21 protein-coding genes and 1 pseudogene are annotated in these 17,787 nt (G+C 59.4%); 11 read left to right on the forward strand and 11 right to left on the reverse strand.

Annotated elements, in window-relative coordinates; translation table 11 throughout:
• Nucleotides 1–377, forward strand: a 377-nt coding sequence (locus ACPYOP_RS11230) for a VOC family protein (protein ID WP_481410470.1), incomplete at its 5' end; no start/stop codon positions are given.
• Between the two features lie 48 nt (nt 378–425).
• Here the strand turns inward: ACPYOP_RS11230 and ACPYOP_RS11235 are convergent.
• From ACPYOP_RS11235 to ACPYOP_RS11250, 4 genes and pseudogenes are all read right to left on the reverse strand, one after another.
• On the reverse strand, nt 426–1,346 hold the full coding sequence (locus ACPYOP_RS11235; RefSeq protein WP_481410601.1) for an ornithine cyclodeaminase family protein: 921 nt from the start codon (nt 1,344–1,346) through the stop codon (nt 426–428).
• Between the two features lie 342 nt (nt 1,347–1,688).
• Entirely contained in the window at nt 1,689–2,015 is a 327-nt protein-coding gene (locus ACPYOP_RS11240) for a DUF2568 domain-containing protein (protein ID WP_481410471.1), read from the reverse strand.
• 182 nt (nt 2,016–2,197) lie between these two features.
• On the reverse strand, nt 2,198–2,335 hold the full coding sequence (locus ACPYOP_RS11245) for a hypothetical protein (protein ID WP_481410472.1): 138 nt from the start codon (nt 2,333–2,335) through the stop codon (nt 2,198–2,200).
• Between the two features lie 114 nt (nt 2,336–2,449).
• Nucleotides 2,450–2,674, reverse strand: a pseudogene (locus tag ACPYOP_RS11250) (helix-turn-helix transcriptional regulator); the annotation flags it as partial.
• A gap of 140 nt (nt 2,675–2,814) precedes the next feature.
• On the opposite strand from ACPYOP_RS11250, the gene ACPYOP_RS11255 reads away from it, so the two are divergent.
• Genes ACPYOP_RS11255 through mnhG form a run of 6 tightly spaced genes read left to right on the forward strand, consistent with a single transcriptional unit; the run spans nt 2,815 to nt 8,836 of the window.
• Nucleotides 2,815–5,736, forward strand: coding sequence for a monovalent cation/H+ antiporter subunit A (locus tag ACPYOP_RS11255; protein WP_481410602.1), 2,922 nt, complete (start codon nt 2,815–2,817; stop codon nt 5,734–5,736).
• On the forward strand, nt 5,736–6,074 hold the full coding sequence (locus tag ACPYOP_RS11260; RefSeq protein WP_481410473.1) for a Na+/H+ antiporter subunit C: 339 nt from the start codon (nt 5,736–5,738) through the stop codon (nt 6,072–6,074). The genes ACPYOP_RS11255 and ACPYOP_RS11260 overlap by 1 nt, the downstream gene beginning before the upstream one ends.
• Entirely contained in the window at nt 6,071–7,702 is a 1,632-nt protein-coding gene (locus ACPYOP_RS11265; protein ID WP_481410474.1) for a monovalent cation/H+ antiporter subunit D, read from the forward strand. Before ACPYOP_RS11260 ends, ACPYOP_RS11265 begins: the two co-directional genes overlap by 4 nt.
• Entirely contained in the window at nt 7,702–8,178 is a 477-nt protein-coding gene (locus ACPYOP_RS11270; protein WP_481410475.1) for a Na+/H+ antiporter subunit E, read from the forward strand. Before ACPYOP_RS11265 ends, ACPYOP_RS11270 begins: the two co-directional genes overlap by 1 nt.
• Complete coding sequence (locus ACPYOP_RS11275) at nt 8,175–8,456, forward strand: K+/H+ antiporter subunit F (RefSeq protein WP_481410476.1); 282 nt, start codon at nt 8,175–8,177, stop codon at nt 8,454–8,456. The genes ACPYOP_RS11270 and ACPYOP_RS11275 overlap by 4 nt, the downstream gene beginning before the upstream one ends.
• The gene (gene mnhG, locus ACPYOP_RS11280) at nt 8,453–8,836 is read left to right on the forward strand and encodes a monovalent cation/H(+) antiporter subunit G (protein WP_481410477.1); all 384 of its coding nucleotides are present in this window, start codon (nt 8,453–8,455) and stop codon (nt 8,834–8,836) included. Before ACPYOP_RS11275 ends, mnhG begins: the two co-directional genes overlap by 4 nt.
• A 45-nt stretch (nt 8,837–8,881) precedes the next feature.
• Here mnhG and ACPYOP_RS11285 read toward each other — a convergent pair whose 3' ends face one another.
• Both ACPYOP_RS11285 and ACPYOP_RS11290 read right to left on the reverse strand, forming a co-directional pair.
• On the reverse strand, nt 8,882–9,436 hold the full coding sequence (locus ACPYOP_RS11285; RefSeq protein ID WP_481410478.1) for a GNAT family N-acetyltransferase: 555 nt from the start codon (nt 9,434–9,436) through the stop codon (nt 8,882–8,884).
• A 272-nt stretch (nt 9,437–9,708) separates the two neighbouring features.
• Complete coding sequence (locus ACPYOP_RS11290; protein ID WP_481410479.1) at nt 9,709–10,257, reverse strand: cupin domain-containing protein; 549 nt, start codon at nt 10,255–10,257, stop codon at nt 9,709–9,711.
• A gap of 142 nt (nt 10,258–10,399) precedes the next feature.
• Here ACPYOP_RS11290 and aptA point away from each other — a divergent pair, with 142 nt between their 5' ends.
• The 3 genes from aptA to ACPYOP_RS11305 all read left to right on the forward strand — a co-directional run bounded on the left by aptA (nt 10,400) and on the right by ACPYOP_RS11305 (nt 12,696).
• A complete protein-coding gene (gene aptA, locus ACPYOP_RS11295; protein ID WP_481410480.1) occupies nt 10,400–11,734 on the forward strand; it encodes an omega-aminotransferase AptA in 1,335 nt (444 codons plus the stop codon).
• A 77-nt stretch (nt 11,735–11,811) separates the two neighbouring features.
• A complete protein-coding gene (locus tag ACPYOP_RS11300; protein WP_481410481.1) occupies nt 11,812–11,994 on the forward strand; it encodes a hypothetical protein in 183 nt (60 codons plus the stop codon).
• Between the two features lie 129 nt (nt 11,995–12,123).
• The gene (locus ACPYOP_RS11305; protein WP_481410482.1) at nt 12,124–12,696 is read left to right on the forward strand and encodes a hypothetical protein; all 573 of its coding nucleotides are present in this window, start codon (nt 12,124–12,126) and stop codon (nt 12,694–12,696) included.
• A 325-nt stretch (nt 12,697–13,021) separates the two neighbouring features.
• Here the strand turns inward: ACPYOP_RS11305 and ACPYOP_RS11310 are convergent, their stop codons facing one another.
• Complete coding sequence (locus ACPYOP_RS11310) at nt 13,022–13,228, reverse strand: hypothetical protein (RefSeq protein WP_481410484.1); 207 nt, start codon at nt 13,226–13,228, stop codon at nt 13,022–13,024.
• 181 nt (nt 13,229–13,409) lie between these two features.
• Complete coding sequence (locus ACPYOP_RS11315; protein WP_481410485.1) at nt 13,410–13,607, reverse strand: hypothetical protein; 198 nt, start codon at nt 13,605–13,607, stop codon at nt 13,410–13,412.
• On the opposite strand from ACPYOP_RS11315, the gene ACPYOP_RS11320 reads away from it, so the two are divergent.
• Nucleotides 13,597–14,661, forward strand: a complete 1,065-nt coding sequence (locus ACPYOP_RS11320; protein ID WP_481410486.1) for a glycosyltransferase family 2 protein — start codon at nt 13,597–13,599, stop codon at nt 14,659–14,661. The two genes, ACPYOP_RS11315 and ACPYOP_RS11320, sit on opposite strands and share 11 nt — an antisense overlap.
• Nucleotides 14,662–14,694: 33 nt before the next feature.
• On the opposite strand, the gene ACPYOP_RS11325 is transcribed toward ACPYOP_RS11320, so the two are convergent.
• The 3 genes from ACPYOP_RS11325 to ACPYOP_RS11335 all read right to left on the reverse strand — a co-directional run bounded on the left by ACPYOP_RS11325 (nt 14,695) and on the right by ACPYOP_RS11335 (nt 17,764).
• The gene (locus ACPYOP_RS11325) at nt 14,695–15,960 is read right to left on the reverse strand and encodes a glycoside hydrolase family 5 protein (RefSeq protein WP_481410487.1); all 1,266 of its coding nucleotides are present in this window, start codon (nt 15,958–15,960) and stop codon (nt 14,695–14,697) included.
• Nucleotides 15,961–16,037: 77 nt separating this feature from the next.
• Entirely contained in the window at nt 16,038–16,520 is a 483-nt protein-coding gene (locus ACPYOP_RS11330) for a YybH family protein (RefSeq protein WP_481410488.1), read from the reverse strand.
• A 17-nt stretch (nt 16,521–16,537) separates the two neighbouring features.
• Nucleotides 16,538–17,764 carry a YbfB/YjiJ family MFS transporter gene (locus ACPYOP_RS11335; RefSeq protein ID WP_481410489.1) on the reverse strand — a complete coding sequence of 409 codons (1,227 nt, stop codon included), beginning with the start codon at nt 17,762–17,764 and terminating at the stop codon, nt 16,538–16,540.
• Between the last annotated feature and the right edge of the window lie 23 nt (nt 17,765–17,787).

The raw sequence follows: 17,787 nt of genomic DNA on the forward strand, positions 1-17,787 counted from the left end.
TTCCCTTCGTCGGCGACATCGCTCGCTCGAAGACCTTCTATAGCGAGCTGCTGGGTCTCAAGATCCTGAAGGACTTCGGGAGTTTCGTGCTCTTTGAAACCGGCTTTGCAATTCATGACGGAAACGCGCTGGAGCAAACCGTCTGGAAGCAAGCTGCTGAAACGTTGGAGCCATATGGGCGCCGAAACATGCTTCTCTATTTCGAACATGACGATGTGGATGCGATTTTTGCCAAGATAGCCCCGCATGTCGATCTCATCCATCCCGTCGAGGAGCAGGAATGGGGGCAGCGGGTGTTCCGCTTTTATGATCCCGATGGCCATGCGGTGGAGATTGGGGAGCCGCAATCGATCGAACAAGGGCCTGCGGCAGGCTGATAAGCTCTCGCGGTCGGAAGATCTTAGGAGCCCGCCATGTGGGCATTCTCACAGCATATCGAATATGGCGGACGCGACGGCTACCTCCGTTCCTGCGAGGCCAACCGAGCAAAAGAGTGTCGTGTCAGAGGGCAACATCCGGCCTTGCGTCTTGTTCGCGACGATGTCGGCGAGTTCCCGCATGCGGGTTTCGTGCGGCGATCCGGCAAGGAAAAAAGGGGAAGCGTAGGTTCGTGTTTGTTCGAGGGAGTCCGTGACGATCACTTGTGCGGCGTCGGCCATATCCAGCCCGAGCTCGTGTCCCCGCAATGTTTTCGGGCCGACCGTATTGATGTGTGCTCCGGCCTTAAAATCCGCCGCGTGGAGCACAGGCACGTTGCTGGCCGTTGCACAAAGTACGATATCGGCATCCGCCACGGCTTCCGCAACGTTGTCGACGGGTTCTATTGCTATGCGCAGCTCGCGTTGCATTTCCTCGGCGAAAGTTCTGCGGTTTTTCTCATCACGACTGAAGACGCGAGCACTCACTATGTTTCGAACGGCCGCGGCGGCAATCAATTGTGTCCGGGCCTGAGCGCCACTGCCGATGACGCCAACGGTTTTGGCGTTTGGATTGCTGAGATGGCGTATGGCCACGCCTCCGATCGCCCCTGTTCTGATCTGGCCGAGCCGTTCGCCCAGAATGATCCCTTTAAGTTTTGCGTCATCCGCGGACCAGACGGCAACGATCTGCGAATGTTCGAGCCCATTGAACGTTTCATACACGCGAAATCCGGCAAGCGGCTTTTCCCCGAGTATGCCGCCGACCGTAAACACCAGATCGCCGCTGCCGGGAAATGAGACATGATGCCGAGGAGGGCAAATGGTATTGCCGGATGCTCTGGCGAGGAAGGCCGCTTCCAATGCGCCGAGAGCGACCGGCATGAGCGCGACGCTGTCCAAATCCTCGTCTCTCAGTATTTTCACGATCACGAACCTCCGGTGCGATCGCATGCTGCAACCTCAACATGGGTTGAGGTCAAGCCTTATTTCGACCCGGCTCGGCGGCGCCTCCGACTCGACCTCAAGAGGTGCGGTCATGCGCGAGGCATATGCGCGCATGTTCCATGACGTTTCGTTATTATCACCGGCATGGATTGATCGGTCGATATTTCGCTTCGCGATTATTCAGCTTGCCGCGCGCTAGGGTGAAGGACGCTGTCGACACATGATCTCGAAGAATACCGGAATTCGGCCGAAGTTGATCAGCTCCTTCACAAGCGACGGTCGCAGCGGACGCGGGAGATGAGCGAGGAACCCGCGGCTTCGAATTTACGGAAGCAGCGCCAGAGCGATCCGATCGGCGGCAGCGACGACGATCAGCGCGATCGCCAATACCGGCCAGCCGACATAATTCAGGATCAAGGCCGCGCCCACAAAGAATCCAGTCTCAAGCATCAGCCGTCCGGCCGGTCCGATTTCGTATTTCCGCTTCGGGGAGAGCAACCTGCCCCAGACGACGGCGCCCATCGTGCAGAACACTATTCCCAATAGTGCCTGTACTAGTAATGGCACTGCCAGATGCGCGGCCAATGCGGCAAGTGACGCAAGGATGCAAAGTTCCAGGGCAAACCTTATGCCAAGCGCGATCGCTCTCATTCTTCCCCCACGACGGTCAGACGATTGTTTACGCTCTGCCGGGTGGCAGATGGCATCATCATATGTGCGATCCCACAGGTCACTTTATGGCGTCCCCTAACTCTGGGGCGGATGGCTTCATCATTCGTTCTCTGCCCCAGGCTTCGGCAAACTCGATCAATGGGCCCCGCGTCTGACAGGACTTACGGTGATCGCCACAGCCTCCTGGCGAAAGAGTCGCCGAACGCGTCGAAGATGGAGTTCCAGCCCTTTTCGTGGGCCGCGCCCATTTCCACGTTGGGGGCCGGGTAGTTGCTGCCGGTTTCCGGCGCCTGCGGCATGCGCTATTGTCCCGCCTTCGGAGGGGGCGTCTGGCTCCGCTCGCCGGAGGCGGACAGGATCTCGCAGCTTTCGGTATGCGTCCGCGCAGGTGCCTCTGTGGCGGGAGCCTTGGTGCAGATGCCGATCTCGTGTCCTTCGATTCGGAAGAAGGCGATGCCTCCCGTCTCGAGCGCCAACCGCAGCTGCGCTTCCGTCGCCCGATGCAGGCTATGGCGATTGCCTTCATAGTCGCGGATCGTGCTGCGCGACACGCCGGAGCGGTCCGCAAGGTCCATTTGCGTCCAATCGAGAAAGCCGCGGGCCGCCCGGCAGAGTGCTGGTGTCAAAATCATCGCCATCTTAACCTTGACGCAGGGTTCAAAGCTGCCCATATTGGGCGATATCTATCATATAGGACATAATCCACCGGATTTCCAGGGGTTTTGCTGCCCGTAGCAGTTAGACATTATCCGGCCAAGCGGAGGAACGACGTTTTGGGATAACCGGCGAGCCAGTTTTCATTCTAGCACTTTTGGCTCTGCCGTTTATCGGAAGTCTTCTTTCCGTTTGCCTGTTGCGCACGCAGTCGCGGCGCGGTCCGGCATCGATCGCCGGAGCGATCACATTTCTGGCGCTGCTGATTTCCGCGAGCTTCTATCCCGCCGTCAAGGATGGCGGCGTGGTGCGATACAGCATAGAGTGGCTGCCGCAGCTGGGGCTCGATTTCAGCCTAAGGCTGGATGGTTTCGCCTGGCTCTTCTCGGTCGTCATTACGGCGATCGGCTTTCTCGTCATCGTCTACGCCCGCTACTACATGTCGGAAGAGGATCCGGTTCCTCGCTTCTTCTCGTTCCTGCTCGCCTTCATGGGGGCGATGCTCGGTATCGTGCTTTCGGGCAATGTCATTCTGCTCTCGATATTCTGGGAGCTGACGAGCATCTTTTCCTTCCTGCTGATCAGTTATTGGCACAACAGTGCCGCCGCCCGCGACGGCGCGCGCATGGCGCTGACGATTACAGGGATCGGCGGCTTCTGCCTGCTGATCGGCCTGATCCTGATCGGCCATATCGTCGGCAGCTACGATCTGGATAAGATCCTTGCCTCGGGCGATATCATCCGCAACCACCCGCTCTATTTGCCGGCGCTGGTGCTGATCCTGCTGGGAGCGCTGACGAAGAGCGCGCAATTCCCATTCCATTTCTGGCTTCCGAATGCGATGGCGGCGCCGACGCCGGTTTCGGCCTATCTGCATTCCGCCACACTGGTGAAGGCTGGCGTCTTCCTGCTGGCGCGCTTCTGGCCGGTTCTGGCCGGTACGAACGAATGGTTCTATATCGTCGGCGCCGCCGGCATCATCACGTTGCTGCTCGGTGCCTATTTCGCGATGTTCCAGCAGGATCTGAAGGGGTTGCTCGCCTATTCGACGATTAGCCATCTCGGTCTCATCACCACCTTGCTCAGCTTGGGCAGCCCGCTCGCTACGGTCGCGGCCATCTTCCACATGCTGAACCATGCGACCTTCAAGGCATCGCTTTTCATGGCCGCCGGCATCATCGATCACGAGACGGGCACGCGCGATATGCGCCGTTTGAGCGGCTTGTTCCGCTATCTGCCGTTCACCGGATCGCTCGCGATCGTCGCGAGTGCCGCCATGGCCGGCGTGCCGTTGCTCAACGGTTTCCTGTCGAAGGAGATGTTCTTCGCTGAAGCCATTGAAACACATGCGGATTCCATTCTCGACCGCATTCTTCCCTATGTGGCGACGCTTGCAAGCGGCTTCAGTGTCGCCTATTCGCTGCGCTTCATTCAGACCGTCTTCTTCGGGCCGGCGCCGACAGACCTGCCGATCGCCAAACCGCATGAGCCGCCGCGCTCAATGCGCTTCCCGATCGAGCTCCTCGTCGTGGTATGCCTCGTCGTCGGCATCGTTCCGGCTTTTTCGGTTGCGCCTTTCCTGCAGACTGCCGTTATCAGCGTTCTCAATGCCGATACGCCGCAATACAGCCTCTCGCTTTGGCACGGCTTCAATTTGCCGCTCATCATGAGCATCATCGCATTGGTCGGCGGAACGGTCTTCTACTTTGCTTTCAAGGACTATCTATCGCGATGCGACGACGGGCCGCCCATCTTTCGCGGCCTCAAAGGGCAGCGCATCTTCGAGCGCGTGCTGGTGGAGGTTTCCTGGCACTGGGCGAGAACGGCCGAAAAGCGGATCGGCACGCGTAAGCTGCAGCCGCAGCTTCGCTGGGTGGTGGCAACAGGCTTTGCGGCCGGCCTGCTGCCGCTCTATCTGTCTGGCTTCGAGGCGAAGCATTTTGCCTTTTCGGGCGCCGATCCGGTCTTCGCGTCCATTTGGGCGATCGGCATCTGCCTTGCGATCGGCACCGCCTTCTTTGCCAAATATCACCGGCTTGTCGCGCTTGTCATGCTGGGCGGGGTCGGACTGATCGTCTGCATGACGTTTGTCTGGCTGTCGGCGCCGGACCTCGCCATCACCCAGCTCCTGGTCGAGATCGTCACGACGGTTCTCATCCTGCTGGGCTTGCGCTGGCTGCCGAAGCGGACGGAAGGCATCGATGATACGGTCGACCTGCGAGCTCGTTTCCGCCGCTTCCGCGATCTGGCGCTGGCCGTCGTCTGCGGCGTCGGCATGATGTTCATCTCCTATGCCGTCATGACCATGCCGGTGCCCGACGCCATCGCGAATTATTTCCTCGAAAATGCCTATTCGAAGGGTGGCGGCCGCAACGTCGTCAACGTGATCCTGGTCGATTTCCGCGGTTTCGATACTTTGGGCGAAATTGCCGTCCTCGGCGTTGTCGCCTTGACCGTCTACGCCTTGCTGCGTCGTTTCCGTCCGGCGCCCGACAGCATGGAAATGCCGGAGCAGCAGCAGATCCAGAACCGTTTCGACGAGGAACGGCCGGAGCGTTCGGCCGGCGATACGGTGCGCGACTATCTTCTCGTGCCCTCCGTGATCATGCAGTGGATGTTCCCCTTCGTGATCGCGCTGTCGGTCTATATTTTCATGCGCGGACACGATGCTCCGGGCGGCGGCTTCTCGGCCGGCTTGACGCTCTCGATCGGCTTTTTGCTGCAATATCTGGCCGGCGGTACGCGCTGGGCGGAGGATCGCATCCGTATCCTGCCGCTGCGCTGGATGGGAGCCGGGCTTCTGGTCGCAACCGCGACCGGCATCGGCGCCTGGTTCTTCGGCTATCCCTTCCTCACATCGCATTTCCAGTATCTGGACGTGCCGCTGATCGGCAAGGTGCCGGCCGCAAGCGCGCTTCTCTTCGATCTCGGCGTTTTCCTGCTGGTCGTCGGCTCCACGGTTCTGATCCTCGTCGCCCTTGCGCACCAGTCGCTGCGCATCAACCGCCTGCGCGCACTCGATGCCGACAAGGCAAAGGGGGATTGATGGAACTCATCTTGTCCATTGCGATTGGCGTGATGACGTCCTGCGGTGTGTGGCTCATCCTGCGTCCGCGCACCTATCAAGTCATCATCGGATTGTCGCTGTTGTCCTATGCAGTCAACCTCTTCATCTTCGGCGTCGGCGGCGTGAAGACGAATGTGCCGCCGCTGCTTGGCGACGGCACCGCGACGCATGCTCTGGCGGACCCCGTGCCGCAAGCCCTGGTATTGACGGCGATCGTCATCGGTTTTGCGACCACGGCTCTGTTTCTCGTCGTGCTGCTTGCCTCGCGCGGCCTGACCGGCACGGACCATGTCGATGGAAGGAGCGATCGGAAATGACAGGCTGGTCGCACCACCTCATCGTCGCGCCGATCCTGGTTCCGCTTGTTGCCGGGGCGCTGCTCGTGTTCATCGATGAGCGCTCGCGGACGCTGAAGGCGCTCATCAGCCTGGCCGCCACGGTCCTGCTGGTGGTCATTGCGCTTGCGCTCTTCCGCGCGGAAGGCGGCTCGGTGGGCCAGGAGCATGCCTATCTGCTTGGAAACTGGAGCGCGCCCTTCGGCATCGTGCTCGTGCTCGATGGGCTTTCGGCGCTCATGCTGCTGCTGACATCCATCGTTGCCGTTGCCGCGCTGATATTCTCGCTGGCGCGCTGGCATGCGGTCGGCGCACATTTTCACACCATGTTCCAGCTGCTGCTGATGGGCGTGAACGGCGCATTCCTGACCGGTGATCTCTTCAATCTCTTCGTCTTCTTCGAAATCATGCTGGCGGCATCCTACGGCCTCCTGCTGCACGGCTCCGGCCCGCTCCGCGTCAAGGCCGGCATGCATTATATCGCCGTCAACCTCGCGGCCGCGCTGCTCTTTCTTATCGGCGTCAGCCTGATCTATGGGACGGCGGGGACGCTCAACATGGCGGATCTGGCCGTGCGCATCCCGGAAATGTCGGCAGATCGCCGCATGCTGATGCAGGCCGGCGCCGGCGTGCTCGGCATCGCGTTCCTCATCAAGGCCGGCATGTGGCCGCTCTGCTTCTGGCTGCCGACGGCCTATAGCGCCGCTTCGGCGCCGGTCGCCGGCATATTCGCCATTCTTAGCAAGCTCGGCATCTATGTCATTTTGCGGCTGACCATGCTTCTGTTCAGCGCCGGCCCGTCCGCCGGCTTCGGTGCGACCGTGCTTCTTTATGGCGGCATGGCAACGCTGATCTTCGGAACGGTCGGCGTTCTGGCATCGCAGGCGCTAGGCCGCCTGGCTGGTTTCTCGGTGCTCGTCTCGTCCGGTACGCTGCTGATGGTGATCGGCATTAATGACGGATCGATATCGGCCGGCGCCTTGATGTATCTTGTCAGTTCGACGCTAACGATCAGCGCCTTCTTCATGCTGATCGAACTCGTGGAGCGCGGACAGGATGCCGGCGCCAGCGTTCTTGCCGTCACGATGGAGGCCTATGGCGATGCCGAGGAGACGGAGCCGACGGAAGGTGATGGCGTGACCATGCCCGGTACCATGGCGATGCTCGGCATCTGCTTTGCCGCCTGCGGCATCCTGCTTGCCGGCCTGCCGCCGCTTTCCGGCTTCGTCGCCAAGTTCGCCATGCTCTCGGCCATGATGGGAACCGGCGCGATCGGCATTCCGCCAAGTGCTGCCGTATGGACCCTGATCCTGCTCGTTATCCTCTCTGGCATTGCCGCCCTGATCTCCATGACGCGCGCCGGCATACGCACATTCTGGAGCTCGCTTGAGGGCACTGTTCCTCGCGTGCTTATCATCGAGATATTGCCTGTCATGGGTCTGCTGGCCTTGACGCTGGCCCTGACCATCTGGGCCGGTCCCGTCATGCAGTATATGGATGCGACCATCCGCACGCTCAGCGATCCCAGTGTCTATGTCGATGCCGTCCGCAATGCGGTGGTTGCGCCGGCAACGGCCGCAGTTGAAGCAAGCAAGGCGGGAGGCCTGTGATGCTGCCTTATCCGCTGCTGGCGCTGAGCTTGATCCTGATGTGGCTGTTGCTGAACGGCTTCACGCTTGGTCAACTCATACTCGGCATCATCGTCGCCGTTTTCGCCTCCTGGGGCATGGCGTCGCTGCGGCCCGAAAAGCCGCGGTTGCGGAAGTGGTATCTGTTGCCCAAGTTGTTTTTCCGGGTCGTTTTCGACGTCGCGAAATCGAATCTACAGGTCGCCTGGATCATTTTGAGAGGTCGTTCTCGCAAGACAAATCCGGGCTTCGTTGTCCTGGAACTTAGAGTGCGGGATCAGATCTCGGTAGCGCTGCTGGCGGTCATTCTGACGAGTACGCCGGGTTCTGCATGGTTGGAATACGATTCCAACGACAATACCGTGCTGCTGCATGTTCTTGATCTCGAGAATGAGGCGCAATGGCGCGACATGGTCGCCAATCGATACGAAACCCTGCTGATGGAGATTTTCGCATGAGTGCCATGATCATCCACGTATCCGTCGCGGCCGCGCAGCTGATGATCGTGGCGGCGATGGCGATCGCTTCCATTCGCATGTTTCGCGGGCCGCGCGCGCAGGATCGCATCATTGCTCTCGATACGCTCTATGTGAACGCTATGCTGCTTTTGTTGACCTTCGGTATCGGCACCGGGCGTGTCGTCTATTTCGAGGCGGCGCTCGTCATCGGCATGCTCGGCTTTGTCGCAACCGTTGCCCTTGCGAAATTCCTGATGCGCGGGGAGGTGATCGAATGAGTCAGCCGTTTGAAAACCTACCCCTATGGGCTGCGATCCCTGTTGGGGGACTGCTCCTTATCGGTGCCTTTCTCACCCTGGTCGGTGCGATCGGCTTCCTGAAGCTTGGAACATTCTACGAGCGCATCCATGCGCCGACATTGGGAACGAGCGGCGGCATCGGCGCAATCATGATCGCCTCGATGATCTTCTTCTCGATCTCGACACGGTCGCTGGTCATCCATGAGCTGCTGATCGGCGTCTTCGTAACGGTCACGACACCAGTCACTTTCATGCTGCTTGCCCGCGCGGCCTTGCATCGCGATCGTGCCGAGCAGAACAGCAATGTCCCGCCCAAGCAATCGCCTGAAGGGAAATCGGGCGAAGGACACTCGTCGTAGTCACCTGATCCTTCCTTCATGTGTCGGAGGCCCGAAGGAAAGCCTTCAAGGCCCGAGATGTGTGCCTCCCTTTTCAAGCATATAGCAACATTGGATGATGGTTTCGCGGCGCGAGCGCGAGAAAAGCTCCCTGCTGCCGATCCGTGTGAAGCCGAGTTTCGTCAGCACGCGTCCCGATGCGGGATTGTCGGATGCGTGGCCGGATTCGAGCCCTGTCAGGCCGACTTCATGGAAGACGAAACCGATCAGCGCTTGTGCCGCCTCGAAGGCATAGGCTTTGCCCCAAGCCGATTTCTCCAGCCAATAGCCCAGGCTGCCCTCGGCGCCGCTAATGCCGTCGACATCGACGACACCGATCATTCTCCCCGCTTGCTCGATGGCGAAGCGGTAGGCCGTGCCGTCGATCCATTCTTGCCCGTGACTGGAAAACCAGCTTTCGATATCTTGCCGGCTTGGCGGGTGGGTGGCATTGCTCAGCATGCGCGTCACATTCCAATCGCTCTGGATTTCGAACGCGCGTTCGGCGTCAGCCGTTGATGTTGGACGCAGCAGGAGACGGGCAGTCTGAATGAATGAGCGGGGGATCGATCTTGCGGTCATCATATATGCCTTGCTGGTTGGGAGCCGTCCGTGGCAGGCCTCCAATGGTCACTTTGGACCATTATCGATGCATCGCCGATCGCGCGTTCGATCTAGCTGCATATTCTTTAGCGGACGCCCATATATTGCCGCAATGCGTGCGCAAAAGCGCCGCCTCTTGCGGGCACGGCCTGCAGGATTGCGGGACCGGCCGTGAAAGCGTTCCGTTTACGAGGGGCGAACCCCCTTTCGCGGTCCGGTCCTATCTTCCCGGCGATCGTCAGCCACTGCATCTAAAAACTCGGAGGCGTGCAGGCGCTGATGACCTCGCAAGCAACCGGGCCGACGCAGCGGAAGCGATGCGGCCGGCGGCTTTCGAAGTAATAGGCGTCGCCCGGCCCCAGAATGCGTCGCTCGTCGTCAACGGTTACCTCCAGGCGACCGGACAGGACGATGCCGCCTTCCTCTCCTTCATGTACCAGCGGCACCTTGCCGGTGTCAGCGCCCGGCTGATAGCACTCCTTCAGGATCTGCAGGCTGCGGCCGAAGAGGTTTTCGCCGATCTGGCGATAGGAAATCGGGCCTTTGCCGATTTCGACCAATTCCTCGGCCGCATAGAAGGCCTTCTTCGGCGCTTCCGGCTCGAAGGCGAAGAATTCCGCAAGCCCGATCGGGATGCCGTCGAGAATACGCTTCAGCGCGCCGACCGACGGATTGGCCGAGTTGGATTCGATCAAGGAGATTGTCGAATTGGTTACGCCGGCGCGCTTGGCAAGCTCGCGCTGGGAAAGGTTACGCGCCAGACGCAGATGACGCAGGCGATTGCCGATATCGACGGACATCACGACCTCGGGTTTCAGATGTTCGAAATATCGAAAACATTCCATGCCTATGAAATAAAATCAATGGTTTAAAGGCAGAGAGAAAAGGACTTGTTCGGAACAGGAAAATCGCTGATGTCAGGACAGCGCAATGGAGGCGACAATGGATAAGATCAGTCATCCCAATACCCCTGTTCTCGACAATTTCTGGATGCCGTTCACGGCAAACCGACAGTTCAAGGCAGCACCCCGCCTGCTCGCGGCGGCCGACGGCATGTATTACACCGATGTCGACGGCAACAAGGTGCTCGATGGGACGGCGGGCCTCTGGTGCGTCAACGCCGGCCACGGCCGCAAAAAGATCGCACAGGCAGTCGAACGCCAGCTTTCCACCATGGATTTTGCCCCGACTTTCCAGATGGGCCATCCGATCGCCTTCGATTTTGCCGCAAAGCTTGCCGCACATGCGCCCGGCGGCCCGGAAGCCGGGCTCGACCGTGTGTTCTTCACCGGTTCGGGCTCCGAATCTGTCGATACCGCGCTCAAGATCGCCATCGCCTATCAGCGTGCGATCGGGCAGGGCACGCGCACGCGCATCATCGGCCGCGAAAAGGGCTATCACGGCGTCGGCTTCGGCGGCATCTCCGTCGGCGGTCTCGTCAACAACCGTCGCGTCTTCCCGCAGATCCCCGCCGATCATATGCGCCACACGCTCGACATCGAGCGCAACGCCTTCAGTAAGGGGCTTCCGGCCCATGGCATCGAGCTTGCCGAAGATCTGGAGCGGCTGGTCGCGCTGCATGGCGCTGAAACGATCGCCGCCGTCATCGTCGAGCCGATGTCGGGCTCCGCCGGCGTCATCCTGCCGCCGAAGGGATATCTGGAGCGGTTGCGGGCGATTGCCGACAAGTATGGCATCCTGTTGATTTTCGATGAAGTGATCACCGGCTTCGGCCGTTTGGGTACGCCGTTTGCGACGGAGTATTTCGGTGTCGTTCCCGATTTCGTTACGACGGCGAAAGGCATCACCAATGGCACGATCCCGATGGGCGCGGTCTTTGCCAGCCGTAAGGTCTATGATGGCCTGATGACTGGCCCGGAAAACCAGATCGAACTTTTCCACGGCTATACCTATTCGGGGCATCCGGTCGCCTGTGCCGCCGGTCTCGCGACCATGGAAATCTACGAGGAGGAAGGTCTGCTGACGCGCGCAAGCGAGCTGGCGGACGAATGGCAAAATGCGCTGCATTCGCTGAAAGGCCTGCCGCATGTGGTCGATATCCGCAATCTCGGCCTCGTCGGCGCCGTGGAACTCGCGCCGCGCGACGGCGCTCCTGGCACACGCGCCTACGACGTCTTCGTCGATTGCTTCCAGAAAGGCCTGCTGATCCGCGTAACCGGCGACATTATCGCGCTCTCGCCGCCGCTCATCATTGAGCGCGAACAGATCGAGACGATCGTCTCCATGCTTGGTGATGCGCTGAAGCGGGTGGCCTGATAATCCATTGCCCTGGCCGGTGCGGATAATGCGCGCCGGCCAGGGATCATGGTGCCGTTCGTGCAGGCGTGGGCGAGATGGAGGCGATCCTGCAGGCTGCCGACATCGGCAACGACAAGACCATCTCGCATCGAAGATGTGGGCACAAGGCAATGAAAAGCTCAGTCGCAACGATGCTCGTCCTCGATCCCAATAAGGCGGTGCAAGGACGAGCAAGAGCGGCAAATAACGCAGCCGCGGGGTCCAATTATCAACAATAATAACGGATGATGTTGCCATTATACATCTATCCTTTACATTTGTGCGGGCATCCATGTGGAGGAGCTCCGTCATTGCTTCATGAGCAACGGCGGCTTGGCAAGGAACGCTAACCTGAAGAGGGCAGACTAATGGCAAACTTTCTCGATAAATGGTCTTCGAAGAAGGCTGATAAGCCGAAGGCTGGTGCGCGGAATGTTGTTGATACTTTTCGTGCACGAGTAGCGGAACAGAAGGCGTATCTGGAGGAGTACGAGCGCGATAGTTCCGGCTTCAAGAAGTGGCGCTCCACTTGGTTCCAGCGTGTCCCTGGCGGTTTTGGCGTGACGGTCGGTCGTGACTCCATCAATGCTGGCCATGGACTGAGCTATGTGGTCGTCGACGCGGTTAAGGACGTCGCGGAGTTTCTCGACGATCTTGCTTATCATGCGGAAAATGATGTCGGCTTCCAGCAGGCACTTGAGAAGAACCGCCAGCGTCGCGTTGCACTTCTGAACGCGGCAAAGACGGGTGGCAGAGCAGTTGCCTCGAAGGGCAAGGCCAAGCCTGCAGCGGCAAAGCCAGCTTCTAAGCCTGCCGCAAGCAAGTCTGCACCGAAGGCCACTCGGGCAAAGGCTGCTCCCGCAGCTGCCGCGTCAGCCGTTGCAGAAACGGCAAAGCCGAAGCGCGCTCGCAAGGCAAAGGCTGCAAGCGCTGCTGAATAAGATGACGAAGCTCGCTTCGAGCGAGCTTTGATCCTGCAGCTATCGATTGGCTTCGAAGCTTCCTGTTCGCTCTGTGATCAAGCAGGAAGCTTCGAATTGTTCGGACAGCCGCTGAACCATCGTATCGTTCCTTATGTAGGGAACGGATAGTGATATAGCGAAGGCGAGCAACGTCATTCAAAGCAGTCGATGTAAACACTGCAATCTATCTTCATGTCTGAAACCTACTCTTATCGTCGAACAACGGTGACTGCGCCTTCGAACGTGCAATTGCGATGCATTGCTTTCGACAGTGTCCGGTCGCTCCATGGGGGTTTCCTCTTGTTTACGCACTCGGTGACGGACCGTTTCGCTGCGAAAGACGCGATTGACCTGGCGATGACCGAGGCTTACCGCCTGTGCCGAGTTCCTCGGCGGACATGATCTTGCGCGGGTTTCGTGCCGCAAGATCGAGCGTGCGCTGAACACGATCCGATTTCGGTTCCAGTTCCAGAAGGTCGAGAATCGTGCCTGTCCGCCGGCAGGTCGTCATATCTGATGTATCCGTGGTGGGGCCAAAGGCGAGCTGGCGACGATCTCGGCGCTCGAAAATGTTGAATTGCAAAAGGTTTATGAGGATGCGCGGCAAGCTCTCTGGCCGCATAACGTTACCAGGCAAACGGAAGCGACAGCGCAGCGGATGGAATGACCGGCATTCAAATCAGGAGTGCCGGTCATTCAAAAGCCATAAAACTGAAGAGGCTCGGGAATGCAGGACGGGTCGACATGATCCGGACAGCCGCTTGATATTTTCGTTGGCGCCACTCGTGCGCCATGCCCATCCCGCCGCCGGCGGGTTCAATCACAGGACCTGATGAGAAGGTTCGCCGCGACCAAAGCAGATCTGCGAGGTTCAATGCGATGTATTCCATCCAAGACCGCATTCCCGTTTCCATCGTTATCGCGAACTACAACTACGCGCATTTTTTGAGACGCAGCATCGATAGCGCGTTGGAGCAGGACTACGACAATGCCGAAGTCATCGTTGTCGATGATGCATCGACAGATGCAACAGCCGATGTCATTGCCTCTTATGACTCACGAATTAAGACATGCATGAGAGAAGTGAATGGCGGACACGCGGCAGCATTCAACACAGGCTTCGCATCCAGTCGCGGCAAGATCGTGCTGTTTCTCGATGCGGATGACTATCTCTATCCGAATGCGGTGTCGGAGGTCGTCGAAGCTTGGGAAGAGAAGACTGCTCAGATGCAGTTCAGACTGCATATCGTCGATGAGTATATGCAGGTGAAGGATGTGTTTCCACCGGCGGAACTACCCTTCGATTCCGGCGATGTCACCCCGGAGCTGTTGCGAAAGGGGCGTTACCAGACGACCGTTACGAGCGGCCTGGCATTCCACCGCTCGGTTCTCGACAGGGTGATGCCCGTTCCGGAGCGGGAGTTTCGACAAGGCGCCGACGGGTATCTGGCGACGGTTGCGCCTCTTCACGGGGAGGTAACATCCATCGATGACTGCCTCGGCGCCTACCGTATTCACGGTGCCAATCATTCCGTCTTTGCAGAAAGGCTTGGTCAGCGCGCGCGCTGGCGCATACAGCATGATTTTCGCCGGCTGGAGGCCTTGTCGGATCAGGCAACGGAGATCGGCCTGCAAGTACCTCAGGATGCGGCTCTGCGCGATCCGGTGCATTTGGAGGAGCGTCTCGCATCTCTCTGCATCGACAGGGAGCGACATCCCGTTGCCGACGATTCCCGGCTCTCTCTCGCTGCCGCCGGAGCGGTCGCCAGCCTGAAGATGAACGCATCCAGAAAGCGCCGCGCGATGCTGGCCGCCTGGTTTCTTTCCGTCGGCGTCCTTCCTCGCCACATGGCAAAAGCAATTCTCTCATGGAAGCTCGTTGCCTCGTCGAGGCCTCGGTTCCTCTTGCGCCTGTCGAAGACGATCCGACACGCCGTGAGGTAGGGCGAATTCAGTTACGCGAATGATCAAGCGGCCCTAATCGGGCATGCCTGATTTGCGCGAAGCCCCCATCAATGCGTCGACCACGCCTTGATGCCTAATATTCCGGTCGAAGCGGCTATCGGTCGCCAGTTGCATCAATCCCGCGAAGGCATCCTTGGCCGAAGGTCTTTTACCTTCTCCGCGAAGATAGGCAGCCAATCGGCGGTAGTTTGCATTCGTCTTGATTTCGAGCGGGTTGCCCGCGCCGATTTTCTTCAGGGGCCACCACGACCAGCCGATGCCGTTCCTCTCCTGCAGCGCTACGGCATGCGCGTACCAGTCGTTGTTGTTCTCACCGGATTCGCCGTCCCATAGCGGCATGTCATATTGCGCGCGTAGCTTCAGGAACGGTTCGATCGATTCCTGCGTCGTCGGTGTCCAGTATTTGTGAAAGCTGAGCGCCGTGTTGCGATCCTCGATCGGCAGCACGCCGGCATAATTGTTGCCCCAGCAATTGCCTTCGATGATCAGCATGTGGTTGGTGTCGATCGCGCGGATGGCGCGAATGGTGCGCACATAGATGTCGCGCAATGGCCGGTTTTCGGTTTCGCGGCAGCCGCCCTTGTTGTCCTTGTCCTGGAAGTTCCAATTCGGTTCGTTGAGCAGATCGTAACCCGCGATCGTCGGTTCATCCTTGTAGCGACGCGCGATTTCACTCCAGAGGGTGATCATTGTCGCCTGGTTTTCGCTGCTGTCCCATAGCGATGGCTTGTCCGGATCACGGTCCGAGATGGCGATGTCATGCCCCTGACCACCGGGCGCCGCATGCAAATCGAGGATCAGATACATATCGTTGGCCTTCAGCCAGCCGATCAGCGCATCGACACGCCGAAAGCCTTCTTCGTTCCAAACGATATGTCTTGAACCATCCTTGCCGGGTCTGTCCTTGATGAACAATTTCCAATGCATCGGCAGGCGCGCGCTATTGAAGCCCCATCCGGCCATCGCGTCGATATCGGCTTTCGTTACGCCGTTGTCGCGCCAGGATTGGTAGAACTGTTCGGTCCTTTCCTGGCCGATGAGCTTGGAAATGCGGTGGCGAATGATGTGCTGCGCCTTCAGATTGGAAAGGCCCATCATATAGCCTTCCTGCACCATCCATCCTCCAAGGCCGAGACCGCGCAGAAGCAGCTGATGACCCTTGCCATCAACGATTTGCTGATGATCGGCGCGGACGAATCCCTCTGCATGTGCCCGCGGCGCAAATGCACCCAGGCAGATGACGGACAGACTGGTGAGCAACAGCAGAAAATGCCTCATGAACCCTCAACTCGCCCGAAACTTTGACGCCATGTGGGCATGATATAGCGCGCGCGATTAAAATCTCGCGACGAAATCTACGCCGGCCGGTCCAGCGGCGCACCGAAAATGATCTGCTGATAGGCGGCAAGCAGGGCAGGCTCCTCGATAGACCCGTGATGATGAAGCTGCCGCCAGGAGCCGTCGATCTTGGTGAACCAGCGCGTCGTGCGAATGCGAAGTTCGGTGCTCCCATCGGCTGTGACGCAGCTACCTTTTTCCCGCCCGACGAATAGATGCCAATCACCGCCGCCCTGGCTGGTAAAATCATGGAATGCGACCTGGACCTTCGCCTTCCCGGCAAACAGCTTCTGATAACCGTCGCGGATCGACGGCCATCCGCGCCTGATGCCTCCGATCGGATTGTCCATGCTTGGCTTGTCGCCATCGGCCCAATTGGCGGCCAAGGCATCCAGGTCGCCGGCATTGAAGGCGCAATAGAAGCCGATGAGTGCATCGAGGGCGCCGCCATCGCCCACCATGTCTTCGCTGCCGGTGATTTCAGTCAAAAGCTTTGCCATGTCTTATCCTCCTATTATTATGCATCATGATCCTGAGGAATGCCGACGAACGCTGCGACGGCGAGGTCGATCGTCAACGCCAGGACCATGGCGCCGGTTCCGATGAAGAAGAGCACGTAGTAGTTTCCGCCGGTTCGGGCGAAGACGAAGGAAAGTCCGTAAGCCGTAGCCGCCTGGAACAGGGCAAAGAATACGGTTGCGAGGCTCCAGGCGACCTTTTGCTGCGCCGGATGGTGCGGCAGCAATTCCGCGATCCTGCCGAGCATCAAGGGAACCGTGCCGGTCACGAATGCGCCGACGATCAGGCTCGAGGCGATGAGCCAGGCCTGTCCGAGATCAAGGGCGGGAATGACGACGGCGAAGGCTTCAAGCAGAAAGGCAAACCGCAGCGCTGCGGCAAAACCGGTGCGGTCCGCGAGATGGCCGGCAAGGATCGGGCCGATGGTTGCACCGAGGCCGAACAGCACCCAATATTCGGCGCCGACCTGGAGGCCATATCCCAATCCGCGAGCAACGAAATCCACGAGGAAGATCATGTGCGGAACCCAGCCGGCGGCATTCAGCGCATATTCGATATAGAGAGCGCGCAGAGTCCAGCGCTTCGGCACATGCGTGGCATGGTGGGGCTGTGCGGAATGGCTGGCGACGTCGCGCGGCCATCCGGTCCAGGCAATGATCGTCAAGAGCAGCGACAGGACGCCGAGACCGAGCCATGTCTCACGCAACCCCTGTTGCAACAATAGCGGAACCAGCGTGCCCGACAGGGCAACCCCAGCACCGATGCCCATGAAGATCACGCCGCTGGCAAGCCCGCGGCGGGAGGGTGCGACGAGCGGCAGGACGTTCGGCGCTGCCAGAACCATCAGGGCGCCGCCGGCAAGACCGGCCGCGAAGCGCCATGCGAAGAACCATGGAAAGCTGATAGGAAAGGCACAGGCAAAGAAGGCTGCGGTTGCGGCAAGCATCATGATCCTGAGTGTCAGGACAGTGGAAATACGTGCCGCCACCGGGCGGCCGAGCAAGGCGCCGACCAGATAGCCGGAGAGATTTGCAGCGCCAAGATAGGCAGCCGCCGACGCTTCGAACCAATGGGCATCGACGATAGCGGGCAGGAGCGGCGTATAGGCGAAGCGGGCGAGCCCGATGCCGATCAAGCAGGCGCAGAATGCCGACAGTATGGCGCGCCATGCCATCCGGGCATCCTGATGGTTCCGTTCGGTTTCATGTGTCGTCGCGTCAGTCATGGATATTCTCTCAAGCTTTTTGG

It is taken from the genome of Rhizobium sp. KNZ2-6A, assembly GCF_056755475.1.